Below are 23155 nucleotides of genomic sequence, written 5' to 3' on the forward strand. Positions count from 1 at the left end.
GTCACCGACCCAGCGTCCGTCGCCGGGTGCCTCACTGCCAAGTCCTAGGACGATCGCGCGACGATCACCGGCATCCGGACCGAGTGCACGACGGCGTTGCTGACCGAACCCAGCAGCGTCCGGGCGATGCCGCCCCGGCCGTGACTGCCGAGGACGACCAGCTGCGCGGACTCCGACTTTTCGATCAACTGGCGGGCCGGCCGATCACAGACGAGGAGCCGGTGCACCGTGACGTCGGGATAGCGTTCCTGCCAGCCGGCCAGGCGTTCGGCCAGGCTGCGCTCGGCCTCGGCCTTCACCACGGCCCAATCGAATCCGGGAAGTTCGAGTACCTGAACGTCGCTCCACGCGTGCAGCGCCTGCAGGTCGACCCCGCGGCGGGAGGCCTCGTCGAAGGCGATGGCCGTGGCAAGCTCGGAGGCCGGCGAGCCGTCGATTCCCACCAGCACGGGGGCCTGCTGCGGGTGGGGCATCAACGGGTCTTCGTCGCGAATGACGGCGACCGGGCACTTCGCGTGCTGGACCACGCCGGAACTGACCGAGCCGAGCAAGAGCCGGCCCACCGCCCCGCGTCCGTTGCTGCCGACGACGACCATCTCGGCCTCTTCGGACAGCTCGACCAGCGTCGCCACCGGGGGCGAACACTTCAGTTCGCTGCTGATGGCAAGCCGTTGGTGCCCCTGGACGGCGTCCTCGGCGATCTTGACCGCCTCCTCGAGGGCCTGCCGGCCGTCCTGCTCCTGCCATACCGTGACCCCGGCCGGAAGCGGAATCTGGGGGAAGGTCGGCACGTAGGTGCTGTACATGTGGACGAGCGTCAGCGGCACGTTCCGCATCGCCGCGTCGCGGGCCGCCCAGCAGACGGCGGCGTTCGAAGCCGGCGATCCGTCGACACCGATGACGATGCCGTGGCGGTTCATGGGTGTGGACATCGTTTTCCTCCCTAGTCAGGTGAAAACGCTATTGGCCGAACGGTCGCCGATCATGAGGCTTTAGTCCCCAAACCCATGGCCATGAGGCCCCGTTGACCGGGGCCGCCAAGTGGCATTGTCACAGAGGTGACCGAATGGCCCGCCACCGTCGACCGCCGCTACCACGACGCCGTGATCCTTGCCCTGGACAGCGTGGTCACCGAGACCGCGCCGGGCGGCGCCGAGGCACGCGATTCGACCGTCCCGTTGCTGCGGCGGCTGCGCGATGCCGGGGTCGCGACGGCCGTCTACTCCCCTGGCCGCGACTGCGCAAAGCTCTTGGGCGCCGCCGGAATTGACGACCTGGTGGGCGTGGTGGACGGCGACGCGACCGAAACCGCGAACCGCCTGGGGGTACGCCCGGTCCGCTGTGTGGTCATCGACCGCGATCCCGCCGGCCTGAAGGCCGGCAGGGAGTCCGGCTTTGGCCTCGTCATCGGCCTGACGCGCAACGGAGATGCCGACGAGCTGCTGTCGTGCGGGGCCGACACCGTGGTCGCCGACCTGGCCGGGATCTCGGTGCAAAGCGGTGGGGCGCCCATGTCGCGAATCACCGACGCCTTGCAAGCCTACGGCCAGGTCAAAGAGCTGGTCGCGAACCGGCGACCGGTGGTGTTCCTCGACTTCGACGGCACGCTGTCCGAAATCGTGGCGCACCCCGACTCGGCGTCGCTCGTCGAGGGCGCCGACGAGGCGCTGCGCGGGCTGGCCGCGCAGTGTCCGGTGGCGGTGATCAGCGGCCGCGACGTCGACGATCTGCGCGGCCGGGTCGGCGTCGACGGGGTGTGGTACGCGGGCAGCCATGGCCTCGAATTGGTGGCGCCGGACGGCACCACCCATGAGAACGCGGCCGCCTCGGGCGTCGTCGGCGCCCTGGCCCGCGCCGCCGACCGCCTGGCGGAGACGCTCAGCGACGTCCCGGGAACAGTGGTGGAGCGCAAGCGCTTCGGGATCGCGATTCACTACCGCCACGCCGATCCCGAGGACGTCGAACGGGTGATCGGGGCGGCCCGCGAACTCGGCCGCTCCGAGGGCCTGCGGGCCTCCCCCGGCCGCAAAGCCATCGAACTGCGTCCAATCATGGACTGGGACAACGGCACGACGCTCAGTTGGCTGCTCCAACGCATCGTGGGCGGCGACGCCCCCGACCCGGGCACCGTGTTGCCGGTCTACATCGGGGACGACATCACCGACGAAGATGCGTTCGACGCGGTCCAATTCGACGGCCTGGGAATCGTGGTGCGCCATGACGAGGACGGTGATCGCGCTTCGGCCGCGCTATTCAGCCTCGAAAATCCCTGTGCGGTAGGCGACTTCGTCCGGCGGCTAGCCGACGACCTGGGAACCGCGGCGTCGACGGCGGACGACGATTGGGAGCTCGTTTACGAGGGCTACGACCCGCGCTATGAGCGGCTCCGCGAGGCACTGTGCACCGTCGGCAACGGCTACGTCGCCAGCCGGGGTTGCGCACCGGAGGCAGCCGCGTCCGAGGCGCATTACCCGGGCACGTACGCCAGCGGCGTGTACAACACCCTGGCCGACCGGGTCGCGGGCCGGACCATCGAGAACGAGAGCCTCGTCAACCTGCCCAACTGGCTCTCGCTGAGTTTCCGGGTCAACGGCGGGGCGTGGTTTGATGTCGACGACGCCGAAATACTGTTCTATCGGCAGACATTCGATCTGCGTCACGCGACGTTGACCCGCAGCCTGCGATTCCGGGACGGCTCGGGCCACATCACCACAGTCACCCAAGAGCGCTTCGCGTCCATGCATCAGCCCCACCTGCTCGCCATGCAAACCACCATCGGCGCCGAGAATTGGTCAGGCACGGTCGAGTTCAGCTCGCTGCTCGATGGCGGTGTGCAAAATACGATGGTCGAGCGCTATCGCTCGTTGTCCAGCGCACACCTGACCTCGCCGAGGATAACCGAAATAGCGCCGGACTCCGTGCTCTTGCAAACCGAAACCTCGCAGTCGCGCATCTCGATCGCCGTCGCGGCCCGCACCACCGTGTGGTTCGGGGACGCCCGGGCCGACGCCCGCTACGCCGTCGTGGCCGAGGGCGACCGCGGCGGTCACCACATCGCCGTCACCCTGTCCGCGGGCCAGGCGGTCACGTGCGAGAAAGTCGCGACCATCTTCACCGGCCGGGACACCGCCATCTCGGAACCGGCGAGCGCCGCCCAGCAATATCTCGACGCGGCCGGGCGATACGACGAGCTTCACCAACAGCACGCCCGGGCGTGGGACCGGTTGTGGGAGCAGTGCAACATCGGCCTGGCCGGCGGCACGCCGGCGCTGCGGGTCCTACGTCTGCATTTGCTGCATGTGCTGCAGACCATTTCGCCGCACACTGCCGAACTCGACGCCGGGGTCCCGGCGCGCGGGCTGCACGGCGAGGCCTACCGCGGGCACGTCTTCTGGGACGCGCTGTTCGTCTCCCCGGTGCTGAGCCTGCGCATGCCCAACGTTGCCCGTTCGCTGCTGCTCTACCGGTTCCGGCGGCTTCCCGAGGCGCGACGCGCCGCGCGGCGCGCGGGGTATCTCGGCGCGATGTATCCCTGGCAATCGGGCAGCGACGGGCGCGAGGTGAGCCAGGAGCTCCACCTCAATCCGCAGTCCGGGCGGTGGAATCCGGACGCCAGCGCGCGCGCGCATCACGTCGGCCTCGCCATCGCCTACAACGCCTGGCAGCACTACCAGGTCACCGGTGACCGCCAGTGGCTTGGTGACTACGGCGCCGAGATGCTGGTTGAGATCGCGCGATTCTGGGTGGGCCTGGCCACCTTTGACGACACCCGCGGCCGCTACACGATCCGGGGAATCATCGGGCCCGACGAGTTTCATTCGGGCTACCCGGGCAAGGAGTACGACGGGATCGACAACAACGCCTACACCAACGTGATGGCGGTCTGGGTGATCATGCGCGCGATGGACGCGCTGGACCTGTTGCCGTTGCGGGACCGGCTCGACCTCGTCGGGAGGGTCGACCTGACCAACGACGAGCTCGACCGGTGGGATCACGTCACGCGGCGCATGTTCGTCCCCTTCCACGACGAGGTGATCAGCCAGTTCGAAGGCTATTCGGAGCTGGACGAATTGGATTGGGACGGCTATCGGCAGCGTTACGGCAACATCCAACGGCTCGATCGCATCCTGGAAGCCGAAAACGACAGCGTGAACAACTACAAGGCCTCCAAGCAAGCCGACGCCCTGATGCTGTTCTACCTGCTGTCGTCCGAGGAGTTGCTGGGTCTGTTCGGCCGGCTCGGCTACCGCTTTGCGCCCGAGCAGATTCCCAAGACGATCGAGTACTACCTGTCGCGTACCTCGGACGGATCGACACTGAGCGCGATCGTCCATTCGTGGGTGCTCACCCGCGCCCATCGGCATCACGCCATGCGGTACTTCGTCCAGGTGCTGGGTTCCGATGTCGTCGACATCCAGGGCGGCACCACGTCGGAGGGAATACACCTGGCGGCGATGGCCGGCAGCGTCGACCTGCTGCAACGGTGCTTCACCGGACTGGAGACGCGCGACGACCGGCTGGTGCTCAGCCCGCACTGGCCCGAAGCGCTCGGCCCCATCGAGTTCCCATTCGTTTACCGCGGTCAGCGCGTTCATCTGCGAATCAGCGGACGGACCGGCGTCCTGACGTCCGAATCCGGCAACGGCAAAGCGATCACCGTCGAATGCCGCGGCCGCGTCCAGCGCCTCTCGCCCGGACACTGCATCGAGGTCGCGTGAAGCCCGGGGCGGCCCGGCCCCGCAATGGACCAATGCTCCGAAACGGGGGTCTAACGGCCCTGCTGGCAGGCCGTAGCCGCCAATAACGTCGTCCAAGAGAGGTTTTCCGGGACTGTCCCGGTGGGGAGGCCTTTCGGTTCGGGAGGAACCATGAACCATCCGCGAGCAACGGCGGCGATTGTCATCGGTATCGACGGCTCACAGGCGGCGATCGACGCGGCGCAGTGGGGGGCCGCCGAGGCCGCCAGCCGCAACGTCCCGCTGCGGCTGGTCCATGCCATCCCCGATCGATCCGCCGACGCGACGGGCGATCAAGCCATGGAGGTCGAGTACGCCCAAGCATCCCTGCGCGCCGCCGACGCCGCGTTGCAGGCCACCGGCAGGCCGGTCGAGGTCGAATGCGACATCGTGCACGGGTCGCCGGAGGGCATCCTGGTCGACGAATCACGCGGCGCGGCAATGGTTTGCGTGGGATCGGTGGGGATCGGACGCATCGCCCGCAAGCTCCTGGGCTCCACCGCCGACGCCGTCGCCCGGAAAGCGCTATGCCCGGTGGCGATCGTTCGAAGCAATGGCAATTCGTCGGACTCCGGATGGATCGCCGTCGTCGTCGACGATTCGCCGGCCAACGACGCGGTGCTCGAGGAGGGGTTCCGCGAGGCGCGGCTGCGTCGGGCCCCGATCCTGGCGCTGGGCGTGTGGCGGTGGGGTTTGGGCGAGATCCCCTACCGCCAGCTGGAGCATCGGCTGGGCCAGTGGGTGTCGAGGTATCCCGAGGTCCACGTCATGCCGGCCGCCGCGCGGCGCGGACCGGCCGAATTCCTCGCCCACACGCAGGAATCCGTCCAACTCACGGTGGTGGGCAGCGAGGACTCCGACAAGGTGGCCCGGATGGTCGGCCCGACCGGCGCGCACCTCACCGGCCCCGTGGGGTGTTCGGTGCTGGTGGTGCGCGATCGCACGACCTAGATCGCCGAGTAGGCCGATGGCGGCGACCCGCATCGCCCGGTCCCCGCGCTCGCAATCGCCGACTAGCCTGCGGCCCATTCCTTGGCGCGGTCCAGCTCATCGAGCCCGAACACGGCCAGCTCGCCGGGGATCATCCACGCCACGGCGTGCAGGACGTGGCCGACCCAGTCCTTGTCGGACACGATCGCGATCCGCTTGAAGGCCGAATGATGCGCGAAGACCATGCCGAGACCCAGCTTGATGTCCTCGGCGAAGCCGCCGGGCCCGAAGCCCTCGTAATCGGGGGCGATGACCTCCACGATCCTGATCTCGTCGGTGTTCAGCATCTCTTCCATCGCGGGCTTGAAGTGGCGCAGTTCGTTACCGCGCAGGCGGCCCGACACCCGGACGCCGGTCACCCCGTGGGGCATGTCCGGCAGTAGTTCGATCATCGCGTCCTCCTAACGAACGACAAGCACGGGAACTTTCGCCGACTGCGCCACGGCAGAACTCACCGACCCGAGCAGCATCCCGGGAAAACCCCCGCGACCGCGGCTGCCGACCACGACGAGTTGGGCGCGTTCGGACTCCTCGAGCAGCCACCGGGATGGCTTGTCGCAGAACAACAGTCGCTCCACATGCACATCCGGATACCGTTCCTGCCAGCCGGCCAGGCGTTCGGCGAGGATCTCCCGGCCCTCGCGCTCGCGGTCGCGCCAGTCCATCCCGAGGACAGGGAACACCCCGACGTCGCTCCACACGTGTAGCGCGCGCAGCCCCACTTCGCGGCGCGAGGCCTCGTCGAATGCCAGGGCGGTCGCGGCTTCCGACGCGGGCGACCCGTCGACGCCCAGTAGCACGGGTGCGTTGGTGTCAAGCGCGGCAGTCTCGCTGGAGTGGATGACCGCGACCGGGCAATGCGCGTAGTGGATCAGCCCCGTCGTGACGGAGCCCAGCAGCAGGCGGCCCAACGCACCCAGGCCCTGGCTCCCGGCCACGATCATCCACGCGTCCTTCGACGCCTCGACGAGCGCCGGCACCACGCCGGAATAGACCACCTCGGTGCGGGTTTCGGGTGCCCGCGCCCCGGCCAGGCCGGCGTTCAGCGTCTTGCGGGCCTGCTCGATGACGTGCTGCGCGTCGTCGTGCTGCCACTCGGGCATGTCGGCATAAAGTTGACCCTCCGGCCAGCCGACGACCACCGGTTGCACGGCGTGCATCAACGTGATGGGCAGCTTGCGCATGATGGCCTCGCGCGTGCCCCAGGCGACGGCGGCGTCCGACGCCGACGACCCGTCGACGCACACCAGAACTCCGAATTGCTTTGTCATGTCGGACATTTCGCATCCTCGTCGCTCAAGTCGGGCAGCTCGATCTCCAGGTGACGAACCGATCCGTAATCCGCCGGCTCGCACCGCCAGCCCAGATCGAAGACCACCATCAGCATCAGGTGATTCTCGCCCAGGACGTCGGCGACGAAGCGCCCGATTCCGTGGACCCGGGCCACGCGGGCGAGATGCTTCAGCAGGGCCGTCCCCACGCCGACCGAATGATCCTCGTGGGCGACCACGATGGCGAACTCCGCGGCTTTCGGCGCCTCGCGGACGACGACGTAGTGGGCCACGCCGATCAGCCGGCCGGCATCGAATGCCCCAAGGGCGCACAGCCCGTCGGGGGGTTCGGTCAGCCTGCCGACGAGTTCGGCCAACTCGACCGGCTGCAGCGTGAAGAAGCGAAAGTAACGGTCGTGGTCGGAGAGGTGTTCGTGCAATGCCATTACGGCCGCGGCGTCGTCGGCGCCGAGTCGGCGCAACGACACGATCCGCCCGTCGAGCAGTGAAGCCGTAGCCGCGAAGTCCACCGCTTGATCGCTCATGATGAACGACGTTATTCCGTCCCGGGGCGGTCCGGCAGGGGCCGTTGGACCCCACCCCGCGGGATTTGGTCCCGGACCGCGCCGCCGTCAGGCGTTACTGATCGGCGAGCGGAGCGACCCAGTGCACCCGGGTGCCACCCTCCGGCGGACAGGTGATCTCGCAGGTGCCGCCGAGCTGCTCCGCGCGGTACTTCATGTTGGCCAGGCCGCTGCTGCGCGAATTGCCGGCGGGGATGCCGCGGCCGTTGTCGCTCACGTCGAGGACGAACATGTCGGCGACGTCCACCTCGACGGTCAGTCGCGACGCGGCTGAGTGGCGCAACGCGTTGCTGACGGCTTCCGTCGCGACGGCCTCGGCCTGCTCGGCAAGCTCGCCGCCCACGGCGGTCATCGGTCCGTGCAGGCGCAGCGTGGTGACGATTTCGCGATTTTCGGTCAGGTCGGCGACCACCTGTTGGATCCTCTGCCGGAAATCGGGCCCCTTGCCCAACGGGGATTTGAGCTGGAAGATCGTCGATCGGATTTCCTCGATGATGGTCTGCAGATCGTCGAGGGTGCGGTTGAGCCGCTCGGCCACCTCCGGCGAACGCGCCCGGGCGAGCGTGCCCTGCAGGTTCATCCCGGCGGCGAACAGCCGCTGGATGACGTGGTCGTGCAGATCGTGGGCGATGCGCTCGCGCTCGGCGAGGATGGTCAGCTGGCGCGAGTCGTCCCGCGCCGCCGCCAGGACCAGGGCCATCGCGGCGTGGGTGGCGAAGTCGCTCACCAAGTCGAGGTAGCTCTCGTCGAACGGCGGCTGGTCGGCCCCGCGCGCGATCGCGATCACCCCCGCGACCCTGTCGTCAGCGCGCAGCGGCATCAGTATGGCCGGCCGCTGCCCCACATCGGTGAACGCCTGGATCGGGTACCGCAACGACTCGGTGATCAGCGCCTCGCCGGACCGGAAAACCTCGCCGCTGCTGGAGCCGTCCACCGGAACCCGCCGGCCCATCACCTCATCGGCGTGCACCCCCACCGCGGCGGACACCACCAGCGTGTCCGTTTCCTCGTCCGGCACGTCCGCGTCGGCCGGGACCAGCACGATCGCCTGTTCGGCGTCGGTCAGGATCCGCGCGCTTTCGGCGATCAGCTGCATCGGGCGCCGGTGCGGCTGCGCGCTGGACAACAGGGCGGTCGTGATCTCGCGGCTGGCCTGCATCCACTTCACCGACAACCGCTCGCGCTCGAAAAGCTGAGCGTTGTCGATGGTGGCCGCGGCCGCGAACGCGAGCGCGCGGGCGGCGACCTCGTCGGACTCGGAGAACACCCGCTCCGGGTCGACGTGGGTCAGGTAGATGTTGCCGAAGACGGTCCCGCGGATGGTGATCGGCACCGCCAGGAAGGCCCGCATCGGCGGATGGTGCTCGGGAAATCCGACTGCGGCCGGGTGCGCGGTCATGTCATCCACGCGCAGGGCCGGCGTGTCGAGCAGCGACAGGCTCAACAGCCCCTTGCCGAACGGCAGGTGCCCGATGCGTGTGACGGTCTCGGCATCCATCCCCTCGTGGATGAACCTGAGCAGGTTGCCCTCGGGGTCGCGGATGGCCAGGGCGCCGTAGGGGGCGGAGGTCAAACCCCTGGCGGCGGCGATGATCCGGTGCAACGTCGCGTCGAGGTCGCCGACACTCCCAGCGATCTCGACGAAGACCCGGAGCAGGTGCTCCATCTGGTCGCGGGCGGCCAGCAACTCGTCGAGCTGCGCGTGCATCCTGCTGACCAGCCCGCGTTGACCAAGCCCGGCAAAGGCCGAGCCGCGCTCGTCGCTGGTCACCCGACCCGATACCTCCACGACAACCAGAATCCTCACCGAGCTTAACCCCTAGGGGTAAAAGCGCCTAAGGTCAACGCCCCGGCGCCATCCGGCCGTTGTCGCGCACGCGGCGGCGACAGCAAACCTCGAGGGGCACGTTTCCGCCGCCGACTAACCGGGCGGCGCCTCCGTGGGCCGGCCGGACCGCTGATCCAGCTTGGAGGCGAACACCGCCGCCTGCGTCCGGCGCTCCATGCCCAATTTGGCCAGCAAACGCGAAACGTAGTTCTTCACCGTTTTCTCGGCCAGGAACATCCGCGCGGCGATCTGCCTGTTCGTCAAACCTTCACTGAGCAGCCCGAGCAGCGTCCGCTCCTGTTCGGTCAACCCCGACAACGGGTCTTGGCGTTCCGCCGCGCCGCGCAGCTTTGCCATCAACGCCGCCGCAGCCCGGTTGTCCAGCAAGGACTTGCCGGCACCCACCTCCTTGATCGCGTGGGCCAGCTCCATGCCTTTGATGTCTTTGACCACGTAACCGCTGGCACCGGCGAGAATCGCCTCGAGCATCGCCTCGTCGGAAGTGAACGACGTCAACATCAGACACCGCAGGTCCGGAATATCGGACACCAGGTCGCGGCACAATTCGATCCCGTTCCCGTCGGGCAGGCGCACGTCGAGGACGGCGACGTCGGGCCGCAGCGCCGGAATTCTCGCCTTCGCCTCCGACACGGAACCGGCTTCGCCGACGATTTCCAGCTCGGGGTCCGAGGCGAGCAGGTCGGCGAGACCGCGCCGCACGACTTCGTGGTCATCAACGAGGAAGACCTTGACCATGTCGAATTCTTTCTGCCGGGCGCGCGAGGCGACGGTCATGAAACCACCGACTCAATATCCCATAGTTTCACAGCCGCCCGGGCTCACAAGTGTTGCTGATTGACGACCAACACCGAGCAGTCGGCGTCGCGCAGCACGGCGCTGCCGGACGGCCCGACGAGTTCGTCCACCTGCTCACGGTTACCAGCGCCGAGCACCACCAACCCGACCGACCGGCGCAGGGCCAGGTATCCCAGCAGGCCACCGTGCACCGCCAACGACTCGACCCGCAGCTCCGGATAGCGCCGCTTCCAACGGGCCAGCCGGCGATCGAGGTCGGCGAGGGCCCGGCGATCGCCCTCGGCATCCCCGAAAGAGGCCGGGCCCTTGTCCTCCGGCGCGGGTCGGCGGCAGATGATCGCCCGGATCGCGGCGTTGCGCAGCCGGGCCTCCTCGACGGCGGCGCCCAGCAGCACACCGTTGTCGGGGGAGCCGTCCAGCTCGACGACGATCGAGTCCGCGGTCGGGTGGTCGTCGCGGCCTCGAACGATGGCCACGGGGCAGCGCGCCGAGATGGCCAAAGCGGCGGCGGTGGAGCCGACCCGGCCCGGCTGGAAGTGACGCAATCCGACCGCGCCGACGCACAGCATGACCGCGGAGGCAGATGCGCTGATCAGGGCTCCGATCGCCGGCCCGGGGACGACCTCGGTCTCGATTTTGACGGGCTTCCCCGCCGCTTCGATTGCCTTGACGGCGTGGCGAATCGACGTTTGCGGTGCGCCCTCCAGATCGCCGCGCTGCGCCGCGTACAGCAGGCGCAGGGGCGCGTCCCGACACACCGCCTCATCGACCGCCCAGAGCGCCGCGCGTATGCCCGCCTTGGAGCCATCGATACCGACCACGATCGACCGCGGTGTCGCCAACTCCTTCATCGACGTCGCCCGGGCTTTAGTGCCGGACCACCAGGACCGAACAGTCGGGGTAACCCACGATCGGATGGCAGTTCGGGGTGGCCAACCCGGCGATCTCGGCGGCGTCGGCGCTGCCTACCACCGCCAATCCGATTGCGCCACTGCGCCTCTCACCGGTAGCCCCGGTGCCCGCCGCGACGGTCTGCACGTGCACGTCGGGATAGCGCCGGACCCAGCTGTTCAGTCGCCGATCGATCTGGCGCACGGTGGCGTGGCGGCGGCGGCCCTGCTCCATGGCCTCGTGCACGACCTCGTCGTTGTCCGGCTCGTCGTTGAGCACCACGGCGATCACCCCGAGCTCGGTCGGCGACCCGTCGGAATTGGTGCGGATGATCGCGACCGGGCATTGCGCGTCGGCCACCAGCGCGGCCGCCGTCGGCCCCAGCAACCCGTCGGACGCCCAGCCCCGCCGCGAGGTGCCGACGCAGATCAGCGCCGCGTCCTGTGATTCGTCGATGAGTACCCGCCCGGGATCCCCTGAGAGGACGGCCGTTTCGATCTCAACCGGCCTCTTCTCCCGTTGCAGGGCGCACTCCGCTTGGGACAGCGCCGTTTCGGCGCGCTCGAGCTCCCACTCGGAGGCGGGCGCCGATTGCCCGTCGCGGCGCGGGATGACGTAGACGAGGCGCAACGGCAGCTGCCGGCTCAGCGCCTCCTCGATGGTCCACTTGGCGGCGTTCACCGCGGCTGGTGAGCCGTTGATGCCCACGACCACCGACTTCGCGTCCAGCTGGTTCATGTCGGCTCCTGACTACCTTCCTTCACTCAGGCTATTGCGCCGCCGCTCCCGATACAGGGGTCGTTAGGCCTCATCTGGGAAGCCGTTCGTCAATCGCGATGTCGCAAGGTTCGGCGGTGGCCGCGAACAGCCTCTCCACGTCCGCCCGGCCGCAGGCCGCCGTTCCCGGTGTCATCAGCATGGCCGCGCCCGCGGCGATGCCCAACCGGACGGCTTTGACCAGCGGCCAGCCGCGACAGAGTCCCACCGCGATCGCGGCGACCATCGCGTCGCCGGCGCCGACTCCGCTGCCGCCCGGCATCGGAATCGCCGAGAAGCGCTGGCTGCCATGCCGTGTCGCGAGGAGCGCGCCGTGATGCCCCAGGGACACCAGCACCACCTCCGCGCGGCCGCTGTCGACGAGTTCGTGCGCGGCGCCGAGCTGCTCGGCTTCGGTCTCCAGCGGACGCCCGACGCATTCCCGCAGTTCCCGCACGCTGCACTTGAGCAGGAACACCCCGGACGAGACGTGCTGCAGGCCGCCGCCGGAGGTGTCCAGGATCAGGCGGACGTCGAGCTGCCGGCACATGTCGGCGACCCGCTGGTAAAAGTCGGCGGTGACGCCCTGCGGCAGGCTGCCGCTGGCCACCACGAGCTCGGCCGACCTCGCCGCCGTGCGCAGCTGCTCGAGGCAGTGCGCCTGTTCGCGCAAGGTCAGCTGCGGCCCCGGCAGCACGAACCGGTATTGCTGGCCGCTGCTGGTCTCGTTGACCGTGAAGCTCTCCCGGGTGGCCGCGGCGATCGGGACCTGCCAGAATGGCACCCCCTCGTCGCCGAGCAGCTTCGCGATCAGGCCGCCGGTCGAGCCGCCCGCGGGGAAAACCGCCAATACCGACCCGCCCAGCACGTAGGCGACGTGCGCGACGTTGATGCCGCCGCCGCCCGGGTCGTAACGGGTGGCGGCGCAGCGCAATTTGTCCGTGGGGCGCACCATATCGACGCTGGTGGTGATGTCGAGCGCCGGGTTCATGGTCAACGTGACGATTTGCGGTCGGCTCACGGGCGGCGGTGCTGGCGTCGGCATGATCACTCCGGTTGTCGGCGGCGGCTACAGGCCGGTGGGATACGTCTCGGGCGTTTCACCGGCGATCCACGAGCTGGTCACCTCGAGGGGCTCGAGCGCGCGGGTCTGGTCGATGTGGATCATCGCGTCGAACTGGTCGGCCGGCCGGACGTGGAAGTAGTGGCTCTGCCGCTCCGTTTCGGGCCGGTAGATCACGCCGATGGCGCGCCCCAACCGCACCGCGCTGAGCGGGTCGGTGGCGTCGGGGCTGATGAGCGCCGACACCAGGAAGTCTCTCCGGCCCGCCTCGTGCAAGAGTTCCTCGATGCTGCCGCCCAGCGCCGGGCGCACGACCTTGCGCTCGGCAACGCCGCCCCAGTCGCTGGCGGCGGTCACCGTGCCCGAGTACGTGCTGAACCCGATCAGGCGCGCGTCGTCGCCATAGCGCTGCCGGGCGAGCTGACCCAGGGTCAGCTGGCCGTCCGCCCATACCTCGGTGGCCCGCGCGTCCCCGACGTGAGAGTTGTGCGCCCACACCACGATTCGGGCCGACGGCGCATCGCTGTGGCGATCCAGGTGCGTCAGCAGCGCCTCCAGGGTCTGCGCCATATGCTTGTCGCGCAGGTTCCACGAGGTGACGCGCCCGCTGAACATCGCCCGGTAGTACACCTCCGCGTTGCGGACCGTCTGCGCGTTCTGCTCGGCGTAGAACAGCTCGTCCTCCGCCAGCAGCCCGTCCCGGCGCGCATAGGCCAGGGCGTTGCGCTGGATCTCGACCAGCTGCTCGATCGCTTCCTTTTCACATGACGGGCCGGCACCGAACGCCGCCGAAAAGCCATACGCCTGACCGTCATCGGCCGAGGCGTGGTCGAAGCAGCCGTAGCGCTCCCGCGCCCGCGCGGCCGCCCGCGGGTCGATCCTGTCCAGGTAGGCGATCACCTCGCCCATCGACCGGTGCAGGCTATAGAGGTCCAGGCCGTAAAAGCCCGCCTGCCGCCCGTCCGACGCGTGCAACCGGTTGTGGGCGCGCAGCCAGTCGACGAAATCGCTGACGACGGTGTTGCGCCACATCCACGCCGGGAAACGCTCAAATCCGCTCAGCGCCTCGTCGGCGCTCTTGTCGTCCCCGAGGCCGCGCACGTAGCGATTGACCCGATACGCGTCGGGCCAGTCCGCCTCCGCCGCGACGGCGCAAAAGCCCCTCTCCTCGATCAGCCATTTCGTGATGGCGGCCCGCGCCTCGTAGAACTCGTGTGTCCCGTGGGAGCTTTCGCCGATCAGCACGACGCGCGCGTCGCCGACGAGCTCCTCCAGCGTTTCGCGCGGCGGCAAACCCTGCGGCGCATCGATCGCCACGCCGCGGATCACCTCGGCCGGCGTACGCGCCGCGGGCAGGCTCACGGCGGCCCCGGTGGTCGGGGCGGACAGCAGCTGGACAACCTCGTCGTCGGTGACCTGGCGAAAATCCCAGAACGACTCACCGACGGCCAGGAACGGGGTGGGCATCGACGCGCACACCACGTCGTCGACGAGGCCGGCGAGTTCCCGGCAGGTCGACTCGGGCGCCGCGGGCACGGCGACCACGATGTGCGCGGGCTCGGCCTCCCGCAGCGCCTGCACCGCCGCGAACATGCTTGCGCCGGTGGCCAACCCGTCGTCGACGAGGATCACGGTTTTGCCGGCCACGTCGACGGGCGGGCGCCCGTCGCGATAGGCGGCCTCGCGGCGGACGAGCTCGCGACCTTCGCGCTCGGCGATGGCGCGCAGCTCCTGGGGCGCGATCCGCAGGCCCCGCACGACGTCGTCGTTCACGACGACGCGGCCCCCACTGGCCAGCGCGCCGACCGCGAACTCCTCGTGGCCCGGGGCGCCGAGCTTGCGCACGATGAAGGCGTCCAGCGGTGCGTGCAGCGCGGCCGCCACCTCCCACGCGACGGGGACCCCGCCCCGCGCGAGGCCCAACACGATGACGTCCCCCCGGTCGCGATAGGCGCCGAGGAGGCTCGCCAAAATCCGGCCGGCCTCGCGGCGGTCGCGGAACACGCGCCGCGGCGAGCGCCGGGTGGCGTCAGCTGCTCTGGTCATGGTCCCATCCGACCAGTCGACCGGTGGCCGCGATAGGGACGGAAGTCCCGGCATCGCGGGTCGTTCGTCGCCGCGTTCGCTAGCCGGAAAGCCGGGCCCGAGCGGCGATGTAGGCCATAACGCGGTCGAGGATCAGGTCGTAGGTGTCGCCGTCTTCAACGAGGCGGACCAGTCCCTCCCGGCGCAGAAAGCCGTCCAGGCGCCGATCCAGCGGCCAATCGGCATAGTCGTCGTCGGCATAGGACGAATGCAAGAACTGCCACGCGAGCGCATCGACGTCGCTGTCGGTCAAGAGCGGCGGACCGCTTGGCAGAGAGGTCATTTCAGTGGCCATGGGCCTGGTCGGTGATGGCCGCCTGCACCGCGGCAAACCGTGAGCGCGCCCGCTCGTCGGCGGCCCTTTGCTCGGCCGCGGTGACGATGATCGCGTCCGGGCCCGGATAGACCGTCGCCTGTTCATCCGTGTCAAGCCAGCGAATCCGGTACGGCGGCTCCCCTTCCGGCGAATGCACCGCGGTGATCAGCCCGCGCACTTCCCGGCGGCCGACCGTGCCGCTCTTGATCACCAGCCAGTCCCCGACCGTGGCCTTCATGGCCGGCGGATCTCCAGCACGTCGGTCAACGGCCGCCGCGCGGTGGGCTTGGGAGCCAACTCGCCCTCGGGTTCGATGCCGACCCGGACCAGAACCTGAGGGACCGCCCCGGGACGGCCCGTGAGATCGGCGACGATGTCGCGACTGGACACCAGCTCCGTGAGGTGCGTGACGGGGCAGGTGGCCAGCCCGGCCATCGTGCACTCCAGCAGGATCGCCGAAAGCGCCGCACCGCAGTTCAACGCGTCGGCGCGGGTGTCCCGCGGCGTGGACAGCACGAGGACCTTCGCCTGGTCGTAGGTGCCCGCGGAGCTGCGCTCGTCCGACGGGTCGATGGGAAACCGGCGGTTGACGTCGACCCGTCGGGCGTCCGACTGGGAAACGAGCGCGTTGTCGGGTATGCCCTCCGCCTCCCGCAACGGCGATGTCCACCACAGCAATTCATGCTGGTACGAATCGTCGTAGCGACGCAACGAATCGGTGAGCCGCGACGCGTCGGCCAATTGCGGTCGCGCGTTGTCGGTCAGCACGTCGAGGAAAACCGCATTGTTGTCGAAGGCGCTCCGCAGTACGGGTTCGAACGATCCCCAATGCTTTGGGGCGCCAAACGGCAACCGGTTGGTCCGGCGATGCAGTATCGCATCGGCGCGGTCCCGCCGCGCCTGCGGCACGAAGTCGACCGCGGCGAAGTCGGCCGACGCGAGATGGTCGAGGTTGTTCGGGTTGGGAAAGGGATCGACGTGGGTGTCCCACCCCGCCGCGGCCATCGCGACCCGAAAGTGATCGAGTGCCGCGCCGCAGCTGATGATCGCCTCGCGGCCCGACCGATCGGTCGCGGTGACCGTGCGATCGGGGTCGACGAACAGGTCGACGCTCTTGTCGCCCGCAACCCAGCGCCAGGGCTGGATGTTGTGCAAGGAGGGAGCTCGGCATGCCAGCTCCACCGCGTGGGTGATCACGCCGATGTCCACCATCGTTTGGGTCATTCGCTCACTCACTTCCTGTCCCAGGTCGACCCTCGGGCATGTGCACGTGGAGCGCCAGGGTCCTTGGTCCCCTGCGCCACGTCATTGGGCCCCGGTGCGTTCGTCGGTCTCATTGATGACTTTTGTCTCTATTGCGGCATCCGGGCCCGGCAAACGATGGGGATGCCCCAGGCGAGAAGAAAAGGGCCCCCATGGATGTCATCCGCAAGACGCCCCACGACTGCTCCGTCCGCCCCAACCTCACGGACTACGAGCAGGCGCGCGCGCAGTTTCACTGGTCCGACGTGCCCCCGTTGTGCGCAGGTATGGGACCCGGCAGGTGCAACATCGCCTACGCCGCGGTGGACCGGCACGCCGAGGGCCCGGCCGCGACCCGCACGGCGCTGCGGTTCGTCACCGACGCGGGCTCCGACGGAGCGATCACCACGCGTGACCTCAGCTACTCCGAGCTCGGCCGGCTCGTCAGGCGATTCTCGGGCGCGCTGCGCTCGCTCGGGATCCACCGGGGCAACCGCGTGTTCACGATCATGAACCGCTCCCCCGAGCTCTACATCGCGATGCTGGGCGCGCTTCGCAACGGCAGCGTCGTTTCCCCGTTGTTCTCCGCCTTCGGGCCGGAGCCGATCGCCACCAGGGTGAGCATCGGGCAAGCCGATGTGCTGGTGACCACCCGGGCGATCTACGAGCGCAAGATCGCCAAGATCCGTGATCGGCTGCCGTCGGTGCGGCACGTCGTCGTCGTCGACGACGGAAAGGCCGGCGGCGCGCCGCCCGGCACGCTCAACTTCTGGGAGTGCCTGGACGCGGCCGACGAGAACGCGCCGATCGAGCCCACCGCCGCCGACGACCCGGCGCTGCTGCACTTCACCAGCGGCACCACCGGCACACCCAAGGGCGCGATCCACGTGCACGGGGCCGTGGCGATGCACTACGTCACCGGTTTGTACGCGCTGGACCTGCACCCCGACGACACCTATTGGTGCACAGCCGATCCCGGCTGGGTGACCGGAACGTCCTATGGCATCATCAGCCCGCTGCTACACGGGGTCACCTCGATCGTCGACGAGGCCGAGTTCGACGCCCGGCGCTGGTATCAGATCCTGCAAGATCAGGGCGTGTCGGTGTGGTACACGGCCCCGACCGCGATACGGATGCTGATCAAGGCGGGGCCGGAGCTGCCCGCGCAGTACCGCTTTCCGCGGCTGCGCTTCATCGCGAGCGTGGGCGAGCCGCTCAACCCCGAAGCCGTCTGGTGGGGAAAGCGGGTGCTGGGCTTGCCGATTCACGACAACTGGTGGCAGACCGAAACCGGCGGCATCATGATCGCCAACACGCCTGCGTTCGACATCAAGCCGGGCTCCATGGGCCGGCCCCTGCCCGGGGTGGACGCCTACATCGTGCGCCACAACGACGACGACACCACGGAGGTCGTCGACGAGCCGGACGTCGAGGGAGAGCTCGCGCTCAAGCCGGGCTGGCCGTCGATGTTCCGCGGCTACCTGGGCGCCGAGGAGCGGTACCGCAACAGCTTCGCCAACGGGCTCTACCTGACCGGCGACCTCGCGAAGAAGGACGCCGACGGCTACTTCTGGTTCGTCGGGCGTAAGGACGACGTGATCAAGTCCGCGGGCCACCTGATCGGCCCGTTCGAGGTGGAAAGCGCGCTGACCGATCACCCGGCGGTCGCCGAGGCCGCAGTCATCGGCATCCCCGACCCGACGGTCGGCGAGATGGTCAAAGCCTTTGTCACGCTGAAGAATGGCGTGGTCGCCGACGAAGACCTCCGCCTGGAATTGCTGGGCCACGCGCGCAAGCGGCTCGGTGCCGCCGTGGCGCCCAAGGACATCGAGTTCGTCGACGCGTTGCCGCACACCAGCAGCGGCAAGATCATGCGGCGGCTACTGAAGGCGAGGGAACTCGGCCTGCCCGAGGGCGACACCTCCACGATCGAGAGACAGCCGGACCACCGCGCCGAGGGAGTGCCGTCATGAGCCGCGCCAACGACGATGCAGTGGGGGTAACCCCAGCCGCGCAGCGGCGAGGGGGACGAAGCGATGAGAAGGAGCGGCGCCCGGAGGCCGGAGTCAAGCTGGCCCACGAGCTGCTGTCGGACATGGTCCGCGTGCGCCGCATGGAGGAGAAATGCGCGGAACTGTACAGCGCGGCCAAGATTCGCGGGTTCCTGCACCTCTACGTCGGCGAGGAGGCCGTCGCCGCCGGATCGTTGCGCGCGCTGGCCGACGACGACGCGGTGGTCGCGACCTACCGCGAGCACGCGCACGCGCTGCTGCGCGGCGTCCCGATGAGCTCGATCATGGCCGAGATGTTCGGCAAGCAGGAGGGCTGCTCGCGCGGGCGTGGCGGATCGATGCACCTGTTCGACGCGTCCAGGCGGTTCTATGGCGGTAACGCGATCGTCGCCGGCGGCCTGCCGCTCGCCGTGGGCATCGCGCTGGCCGACGCCGTGCTGCAGCAGAAGCGGGTGACGGCCTGCTACTTCGGCGACGGTGCGGTGGCCGAGGGCGCGTTTCACGAGTCGCTGAACATGGCCGCACTGTGGAACCTGCCGGTGCTGTTCTGTTGCGAGAACAACCTTTACGCGATGGGCACCGCGCTGGACCGGGCGCAGTCGCAGACCGACCTCACCGTCAAGGCCGCGTCGTACCGCGTTCCCACGATGGCCGTCGACGGGATGGATGCCGAGGCGTGCCACGTCGCCGCGCAACAGGGTGTCGATCACGTCCGCGACACCGGCGGGCCCTTTTTCATCGAGTTCCGCACCTACCGGTTCCGGGCGCATTCGATGTTCGACCCCGAGCTGTACCGGGACAAGGCCGAGGTCGAAAAGTGGCGCGAGCGCGACCCGATCCGATCGTTCACCGAGAAGTGCCTCGGCGACGGCGCGCTCTCGGAGGATGACGTGCGGGATATCGAAGACTCGGCGGCCGCTGAGATCGAGGCCGCGGTGGCATTCGCCGAGGCCGGAACATGGGAGGACGTAGCGGATCTCGAACGCGATGTCCTCACCCCGCAAGCGGAGGCGACGCGATGAAGGCGACGAAGACCACCTACCGCACCGCCGTCCACGACGCGATGCGTGATGCGCTGCGCGACGACCCGCGCGTCGTGCTGATGGGAGAGGACGTCGGGCGGTACGGCGGCACGTACGCGGCGTCCAAAGGCCTGCTGGAGGAATTCGGTCCCGAGCGGGTGCGCGACACCCCGCTGTCGGAACTGGGTTTCGTCGGGATCGGAATAGGCGCCGCGCTGGGCGGATTGCGCCCGATCGTCGAAATCATGACGGTGAACTTCAGCCTGCTGGCGCTCGACCAGATCGTCAATACCGCTGCGGCCCTTCGCCATATGTCGGGCGGGCAGTTCTCCGTTCCGCTCGTCGTCCGGATGGCCACGGGCGCCGGACGCCAGCTCGCCGCCCAGCACTCGCACAGCCTGGAGCCCTGGTACGCCCACATCCCGGGCATCAAGGTGCTGGCCCCGGCCACCGTCGAGGACGCCTACGGCATGCTGGGCCCCGCGCTGGCCGATCCGGACCCCGTGGTGATCTTCGAACACGTCCAGCTCTACAACACCTCGTCCGACACCGAGGCCCTCGGGCCCACCGACATCTGCCGGGCGGCCGTCCGTCGCGGCGGCACCGATGTGACGGTGGCGGCCTACGGCGGCTCGCTGTGGAAGGCGCTGGACGCCGCCAACGAGTTGTCCCTGGCCGGAATCGACTGCGAGGTCATCGATCTGCGCGTCCTGCGGCCCCTCGACGAGGACACCATCCTCGAATCCGTGCGCAAGACGCATCGCCTCGTCATCGTCGACGAGGCCTGGCGCAGCGGCAGTCTGGCCGCGGAGATCACCGCGCGCGTCGTGGAGGGCGCGTTCTACGACCTCGACGCCCCCATCGCCCGGGTGTGCAGCGCCGAGGTCCCCATGCCGTACGCGAAGCACCTGGAACAGGCGGCCCTGCCGCAAACCGCGCAGATCGTCGCCGCCGTCCAGAATCTCTTCGGTGAACGGCAATGATCGAGTTCACGATGCCGGCGCTGGGCGCCGACATGGACGAGGGCACGCTCAACGAGTGGCTGGTCAAGCCCGGCGACAAGATCGCCCGCGGCCAGATCGTGGCGGTCGTCGAAACCACCAAGGCCGCGGTGGAAGTCGAATGCTGGCAGGAGGGAACGGTCAGCGAACTGCTCGTTCCGGTCGGTGCAACCGTCCAAGTGGGAGCCCCCTTGGCGACGCTGCTCGCACCGGGCGAGAAGGCGGAAAAGCGGGCCGGGAAGCCCCGGCCGCCGACGAGCGACGTCACCACGCCGTCGGCGGCGCCGCCCAAGCCACACATGGCCGTCACCTCCCCCGGCGCACCGCAACATCGCCGCTGGATCTCACCGGCGGCGCGCCGCCTCGCCCAATCGCTGCACGTCGACGTCGACGCGGTGAGCGGCACCGGTCCGCAGGGCGCCGTCACCATCAGCGACGTGGAGCACGCGGCCGCCAGCCTCGCGCACGCGGCCGCCGAGGAACGCGCCGCGACACCGGCCCCCGAGACCCCGGCCAAGACCAAGCCGGCCGACCGCGCGGCGCTGATGCGAAAGTCGATCGCGGCGGCGATGAGCCGGTCCAAGCGAGAGATCCCGCACTATTACCTCGCCGACGAGATCGTGCTGGAGAACGCGCTCACCTGGCTGACCACCCGCAACGCGCAACGCTCCATCGACGAACGCGTGCTGCCGGCCGTCCTGCTGTTGAAGGCGGTCGGCGTCGCCGCGCAGCGCTTCGCCGAGTTCAACGGGTTCTGGCGGGACGACGGGTTCCAGCCCGGCACCGGGGTCCATGTCGGGGTCGGGATCTCGCTGCGCGGCGGCGGTCTCGTCGCGCCGGCCATCCACGACGTCCCGGAGAAGAAGCTCGACGAGTTGATGGAGGATCTCACGGATCTGGTGGCGCGGGCGCGCTCCTTCTCACTGCGGAGTTCCGAGATGTCGGATCCGACCATTACGGTCACGAACCTCGGCGACCAGGGCGTCGATGCGGTCTTCGGGGTCATCTATCCACCGCAGGTGGCGCTCGTCGGTTTCGGCCAGCCGGCCCAGCGCGTCTGCGTCATCGACGGCGGGATCCGGGTTGTCACCACGGTGCAAGCCACGCTCGCCGCCGACCATCGCGCCAGCGACGGTCACCGGGGCGCGTTGTTCCTGAAAGCAATCAACGAGCTGCTCCAGCAGCCCGACCTCTTGGAGAAGTGAGTCCACCATGACAACGACGAACGAAGACACCCGTTCGGTGGTGCTGTCTGTGCTGACCACCATCGCCCCCGAAGTCGAGCCGGACGACATCCGCGACGACGTCCTGCTGCGCGACCAGGTGGACCTCGATTCGATGGACTGGCTGAGTTTTCTGCGCGGCATCCACCGCCGGTTGCACGTGGATATCCCCGAATCGGACTACGCATCGCTGCGGACGTTGGCCGACGTCGTCGGCTATGTCGAGAAGAACGCCTCGGCGTAGGGCCTTTGGCGTCCAAATGGCCCCCGCCGACCGGGACGAACGACCCTGGCCACCCACCCCGATGACGCCTACCTTCGATGTTATGACCGCGGCCCCGGACACCGAGACCCTGAAAAGGGCGGTGCAGCTCGCGTGCCGGGCTCCGTCGGTGCACAACAGCCAGCCCTGGCGGTGGGTGGTCGAGGACGGGGCGCTGCAACTTTTCCTCGACCGCGACCGCACGGTGCCGGGCACCGACCCTTCGGGCCGGGAGGCCATCCTCAGCTGTGGCGCCGCGCTCGATCACGTTCGGGTCGCCATGCTCGCCGCGGGTTGGGGCGCACAGACCGAACGATTTCCCAACCCCGACGACCCGAACCATCTGGCGAGGATCGAATTCAGTCCGGTCGAGCACGTCACCCGCGCGCAGCGCGACCGCGCCAACGCGATCCTGCACCGGCGAACCGACCGGCTTCCGATGGGGGAGCCCACCTATTGGAGCCTCTTCGAGCCGGTCGTGCGCAGCACGCTCGACGAGGGCGTCGTGACGCTCGACGTGCTCGCCGACGAGGCGCGACCCAGGCTGGCCCAGGCCTCCCAGCTCACCGAAGCGCTGCGTCGCGACGACGCGTCCTATCACGCCGAACTCGAGTGGTGGACTTCGCCGTTCGCGTCGCACGCGGGCGTGCCGCCGCGCGCGCTGCCGTCCGACAAGGAAAGCGGCCGGGTGGACGTGGCGCGCGAATTCCCGGTCAGAACCCACGCGGATCGGCGTCCCGAGGTCGCGGTGGACTGGTCGAAAATCATGGTGCTGTCCACCCCGCAGGACACCCGGGAAGACGTGTTGCGTTGCGGCGAAGCGTTGTCGAACGTGTTGCTGGAGTGCACGATGGCCTTCCTGGCGACCTGCACGCTGACCCACCTGATCGAACTGGACGAGAGCCGCGACATCGTGCGCGGCATGCTCGCCGGCGGCGGCCACCCGCAGGTGCTGATCCGGGCCGGCATAGCGCCGCCGATGGAGGCCGTTCCCCCGCCCACCCCCCGGCGCGCGCCGAGCGCCGTCCTGCAGATCCGCTAGTTACACTGGCACGAA

General features: G+C 69.0%; 21 protein-coding genes. 8 read left to right on the top strand and 13 right to left on the bottom strand.

Translation table 11 applies throughout. From position 1 onward, the window contains the following. Nucleotides 1-44: 44 nt before the first annotated feature. Nucleotides 45-932, bottom strand: a complete 888-nt coding sequence (locus MTAB308_RS09325) for a universal stress protein (protein ID WP_077099203.1) — start codon at nucleotides 930-932, stop codon at nucleotides 45-47. 171 nt (nucleotides 933-1103) lie between these two features. On the opposite strand from MTAB308_RS09325, the gene otsB reads away from it, so the two are divergent. Then, nucleotides 1104-4718: a trehalose-phosphatase gene (otsB, locus tag MTAB308_RS09330; protein ID WP_425436267.1), complete on the top strand. Its 3615-nt coding sequence runs from the start codon at nucleotides 1104-1106 to the stop codon at nucleotides 4716-4718. A gap of 150 nt (nucleotides 4719-4868) precedes the next feature. Next, entirely contained in the window at nucleotides 4869-5687 is an 819-nt protein-coding gene (locus MTAB308_RS09335; protein ID WP_077099205.1) for a universal stress protein, read from the top strand. Between the two features lie 62 nt (nucleotides 5688-5749). On the opposite strand, the gene MTAB308_RS09340 is transcribed toward MTAB308_RS09335, so the two are convergent. From MTAB308_RS09340 to MTAB308_RS09395, 12 genes are all read right to left on the bottom strand, one after another. Then, nucleotides 5750-6118 (bottom strand): SpoIIAA family protein, encoded by a 369-nt coding sequence (locus MTAB308_RS09340; RefSeq protein ID WP_077099206.1) that lies wholly within the window; start codon nucleotides 6116-6118, stop codon nucleotides 5750-5752. Nucleotides 6119-6127: 9 nt separating this feature from the next. After that, entirely contained in the window at nucleotides 6128-7006 is an 879-nt protein-coding gene (locus tag MTAB308_RS09345) for a universal stress protein (RefSeq protein WP_077099207.1), read from the bottom strand. Next, a complete protein-coding gene (locus MTAB308_RS09350; protein ID WP_077099208.1) occupies nucleotides 6994-7542 on the bottom strand; it encodes a GNAT family N-acetyltransferase in 549 nt (182 codons plus the stop codon). Before MTAB308_RS09350 ends, MTAB308_RS09345 begins: the two co-directional genes overlap by 13 nt. Nucleotides 7543-7636: 94 nt before the next feature. Further along, entirely contained in the window at nucleotides 7637-9289 is a 1653-nt protein-coding gene (locus MTAB308_RS09355; protein ID WP_173842175.1) for a sensor histidine kinase, read from the bottom strand. A 213-nt stretch (nucleotides 9290-9502) separates the two neighbouring features. Next, nucleotides 9503-10165: a hypoxia response regulator transcription factor DosR/DevR gene (dosR, locus tag MTAB308_RS09360; protein WP_077100083.1), complete on the bottom strand. Its 663-nt coding sequence runs from the start codon at nucleotides 10163-10165 to the stop codon at nucleotides 9503-9505. A gap of 83 nt (nucleotides 10166-10248) precedes the next feature. Then, nucleotides 10249-11076: a universal stress protein gene (locus MTAB308_RS09365; RefSeq protein ID WP_077099209.1), complete on the bottom strand. Its 828-nt coding sequence runs from the start codon at nucleotides 11074-11076 to the stop codon at nucleotides 10249-10251. Between the two features lie 16 nt (nucleotides 11077-11092). Then, on the bottom strand, nucleotides 11093-11854 hold the full coding sequence (locus MTAB308_RS09370) for a universal stress protein (RefSeq protein WP_077099210.1): 762 nt from the start codon (nucleotides 11852-11854) through the stop codon (nucleotides 11093-11095). Nucleotides 11855-11924: 70 nt separating this feature from the next. Continuing rightward, entirely contained in the window at nucleotides 11925-12917 is a 993-nt protein-coding gene (locus tag MTAB308_RS09375; protein WP_077100084.1) for a 1-phosphofructokinase family hexose kinase, read from the bottom strand. Nucleotides 12918-12941: 24 nt separating this feature from the next. Beyond that, entirely contained in the window at nucleotides 12942-14981 is a 2040-nt protein-coding gene (locus MTAB308_RS09380) for an erythromycin esterase family protein (protein WP_077099211.1), read from the bottom strand. A 79-nt stretch (nucleotides 14982-15060) separates the two neighbouring features. Continuing rightward, nucleotides 15061-15273, bottom strand: coding sequence for a hypothetical protein (locus MTAB308_RS09385; protein ID WP_425436228.1), 213 nt, complete (start codon nucleotides 15271-15273; stop codon nucleotides 15061-15063). Between the two features lie 31 nt (nucleotides 15274-15304). Continuing rightward, entirely contained in the window at nucleotides 15305-15574 is a 270-nt protein-coding gene (locus MTAB308_RS09390; RefSeq protein ID WP_077099213.1) for a DUF1918 domain-containing protein, read from the bottom strand. Next, nucleotides 15571-16560 carry an Acg family FMN-binding oxidoreductase gene (locus tag MTAB308_RS09395; RefSeq protein ID WP_077099214.1) on the bottom strand — a complete coding sequence of 330 codons (990 nt, stop codon included), beginning with the start codon at nucleotides 16558-16560 and terminating at the stop codon, nucleotides 15571-15573. The genes MTAB308_RS09390 and MTAB308_RS09395 overlap by 4 nt, the downstream gene beginning before the upstream one ends. 191 nt (nucleotides 16561-16751) lie before the next feature. Here MTAB308_RS09395 and acsA point away from each other — a divergent pair, with 191 nt between their 5' ends. The 6 genes from acsA (at nucleotide 16752) to MTAB308_RS09425 (ending at nucleotide 23140) form a co-directional block, all read left to right on the top strand. Continuing rightward, entirely contained in the window at nucleotides 16752-18551 is a 1800-nt protein-coding gene (gene acsA / locus MTAB308_RS09400; RefSeq protein ID WP_077099215.1) for an acetate--CoA ligase, read from the top strand. Then, complete coding sequence (gene pdhA / locus MTAB308_RS09405) at nucleotides 18548-19612, top strand: pyruvate dehydrogenase (acetyl-transferring) E1 component subunit alpha (protein WP_425436229.1); 1065 nt, start codon at nucleotides 18548-18550, stop codon at nucleotides 19610-19612. The genes acsA and pdhA overlap by 4 nt, the downstream gene beginning before the upstream one ends. Further along, complete coding sequence (locus MTAB308_RS09410; RefSeq protein WP_077099216.1) at nucleotides 19609-20595, top strand: alpha-ketoacid dehydrogenase subunit beta; 987 nt, start codon at nucleotides 19609-19611, stop codon at nucleotides 20593-20595. The genes pdhA and MTAB308_RS09410 overlap by 4 nt, the downstream gene beginning before the upstream one ends. Next, nucleotides 20592-21818 carry a dihydrolipoamide acetyltransferase family protein gene (locus MTAB308_RS09415; protein ID WP_077099217.1) on the top strand — a complete coding sequence of 409 codons (1227 nt, stop codon included), beginning with the start codon at nucleotides 20592-20594 and terminating at the stop codon, nucleotides 21816-21818. The genes MTAB308_RS09410 and MTAB308_RS09415 overlap by 4 nt, the downstream gene beginning before the upstream one ends. A gap of 7 nt (nucleotides 21819-21825) precedes the next feature. After that, entirely contained in the window at nucleotides 21826-22080 is a 255-nt protein-coding gene (locus tag MTAB308_RS09420; RefSeq protein WP_066908457.1) for an acyl carrier protein, read from the top strand. A gap of 82 nt (nucleotides 22081-22162) precedes the next feature. Continuing rightward, nucleotides 22163-23140, top strand: coding sequence for an Acg family FMN-binding oxidoreductase (locus MTAB308_RS09425; protein WP_077099218.1), 978 nt, complete (start codon nucleotides 22163-22165; stop codon nucleotides 23138-23140). Nucleotides 23141-23155: the final 15 nt, after the last annotated feature.

The sequence above is a fragment of the Mycobacterium terramassiliense genome, assembly GCF_900157385.1.
In the GTDB taxonomy this organism is placed as follows: Bacteria; Actinomycetota; Actinomycetes; order Mycobacteriales; family Mycobacteriaceae; genus Mycobacterium; species Mycobacterium terramassiliense.

Bases quoted from the DNA above. Each gene is read 5' to 3' on its own strand.
- MTAB308_RS09325 (WP_077099203.1), bottom strand. From the start codon at position 932: ATGTCCACACCCATGAACCGCCACGGCATCGTCATCGGTGTCGACGGA.
- MTAB308_RS09335 (WP_077099205.1), top strand. From the start codon at position 4,869: ATGAACCATCCGCGAGCAACGGCGGCGATTGTCATCGGTATCGACGGC.
- MTAB308_RS09340 (WP_077099206.1), bottom strand. From the start codon at position 6,118: ATGATCGAACTACTGCCGGACATGCCCCACGGGGTGACCGGCGTCCGG.
- MTAB308_RS09345 (WP_077099207.1), bottom strand. From the start codon at position 7,006: ATGTCCGACATGACAAAGCAATTCGGAGTTCTGGTGTGCGTCGACGGG.
- MTAB308_RS09350 (WP_077099208.1), bottom strand. From the start codon at position 7,542: ATGAGCGATCAAGCGGTGGACTTCGCGGCTACGGCTTCACTGCTCGAC.
- MTAB308_RS09355 (WP_173842175.1), bottom strand. From the start codon at position 9,289: ATGCACGCGCAGCTCGACGAGTTGCTGGCCGCCCGCGACCAGATGGAG.
- dosR (WP_077100083.1), bottom strand. From the start codon at position 10,165: ATGGTCAAGGTCTTCCTCGTTGATGACCACGAAGTCGTGCGGCGCGGT.
- MTAB308_RS09365 (WP_077099209.1), bottom strand. From the start codon at position 11,076: ATGAAGGAGTTGGCGACACCGCGGTCGATCGTGGTCGGTATCGATGGC.
- MTAB308_RS09370 (WP_077099210.1), bottom strand. From the start codon at position 11,854: ATGAACCAGCTGGACGCGAAGTCGGTGGTCGTGGGCATCAACGGCTCA.
- MTAB308_RS09375 (WP_077100084.1), bottom strand. From the start codon at position 12,917: ATGCCGACGCCAGCACCGCCGCCCGTGAGCCGACCGCAAATCGTCACG.
- MTAB308_RS09380 (WP_077099211.1), bottom strand. From the start codon at position 14,981: ATGACCAGAGCAGCTGACGCCACCCGGCGCTCGCCGCGGCGCGTGTTC.
- MTAB308_RS09390 (WP_077099213.1), bottom strand. From the start codon at position 15,574: ATGAAGGCCACGGTCGGGGACTGGCTGGTGATCAAGAGCGGCACGGTC.
- MTAB308_RS09395 (WP_077099214.1), bottom strand. From the start codon at position 16,560: ATGACCCAAACGATGGTGGACATCGGCGTGATCACCCACGCGGTGGAG.
- acsA (WP_077099215.1), top strand. From the start codon at position 16,752: ATGGATGTCATCCGCAAGACGCCCCACGACTGCTCCGTCCGCCCCAAC.
- pdhA (WP_425436229.1), top strand. From the start codon at position 18,548: ATGAGCCGCGCCAACGACGATGCAGTGGGGGTAACCCCAGCCGCGCAG.
- MTAB308_RS09410 (WP_077099216.1), top strand. From the start codon at position 19,609: ATGAAGGCGACGAAGACCACCTACCGCACCGCCGTCCACGACGCGATG.
- MTAB308_RS09415 (WP_077099217.1), top strand. From the start codon at position 20,592: ATGATCGAGTTCACGATGCCGGCGCTGGGCGCCGACATGGACGAGGGC.
- MTAB308_RS09420 (WP_066908457.1), top strand. From the start codon at position 21,826: ATGACAACGACGAACGAAGACACCCGTTCGGTGGTGCTGTCTGTGCTG.
- MTAB308_RS09425 (WP_077099218.1), top strand. From the start codon at position 22,163: ATGACCGCGGCCCCGGACACCGAGACCCTGAAAAGGGCGGTGCAGCTC.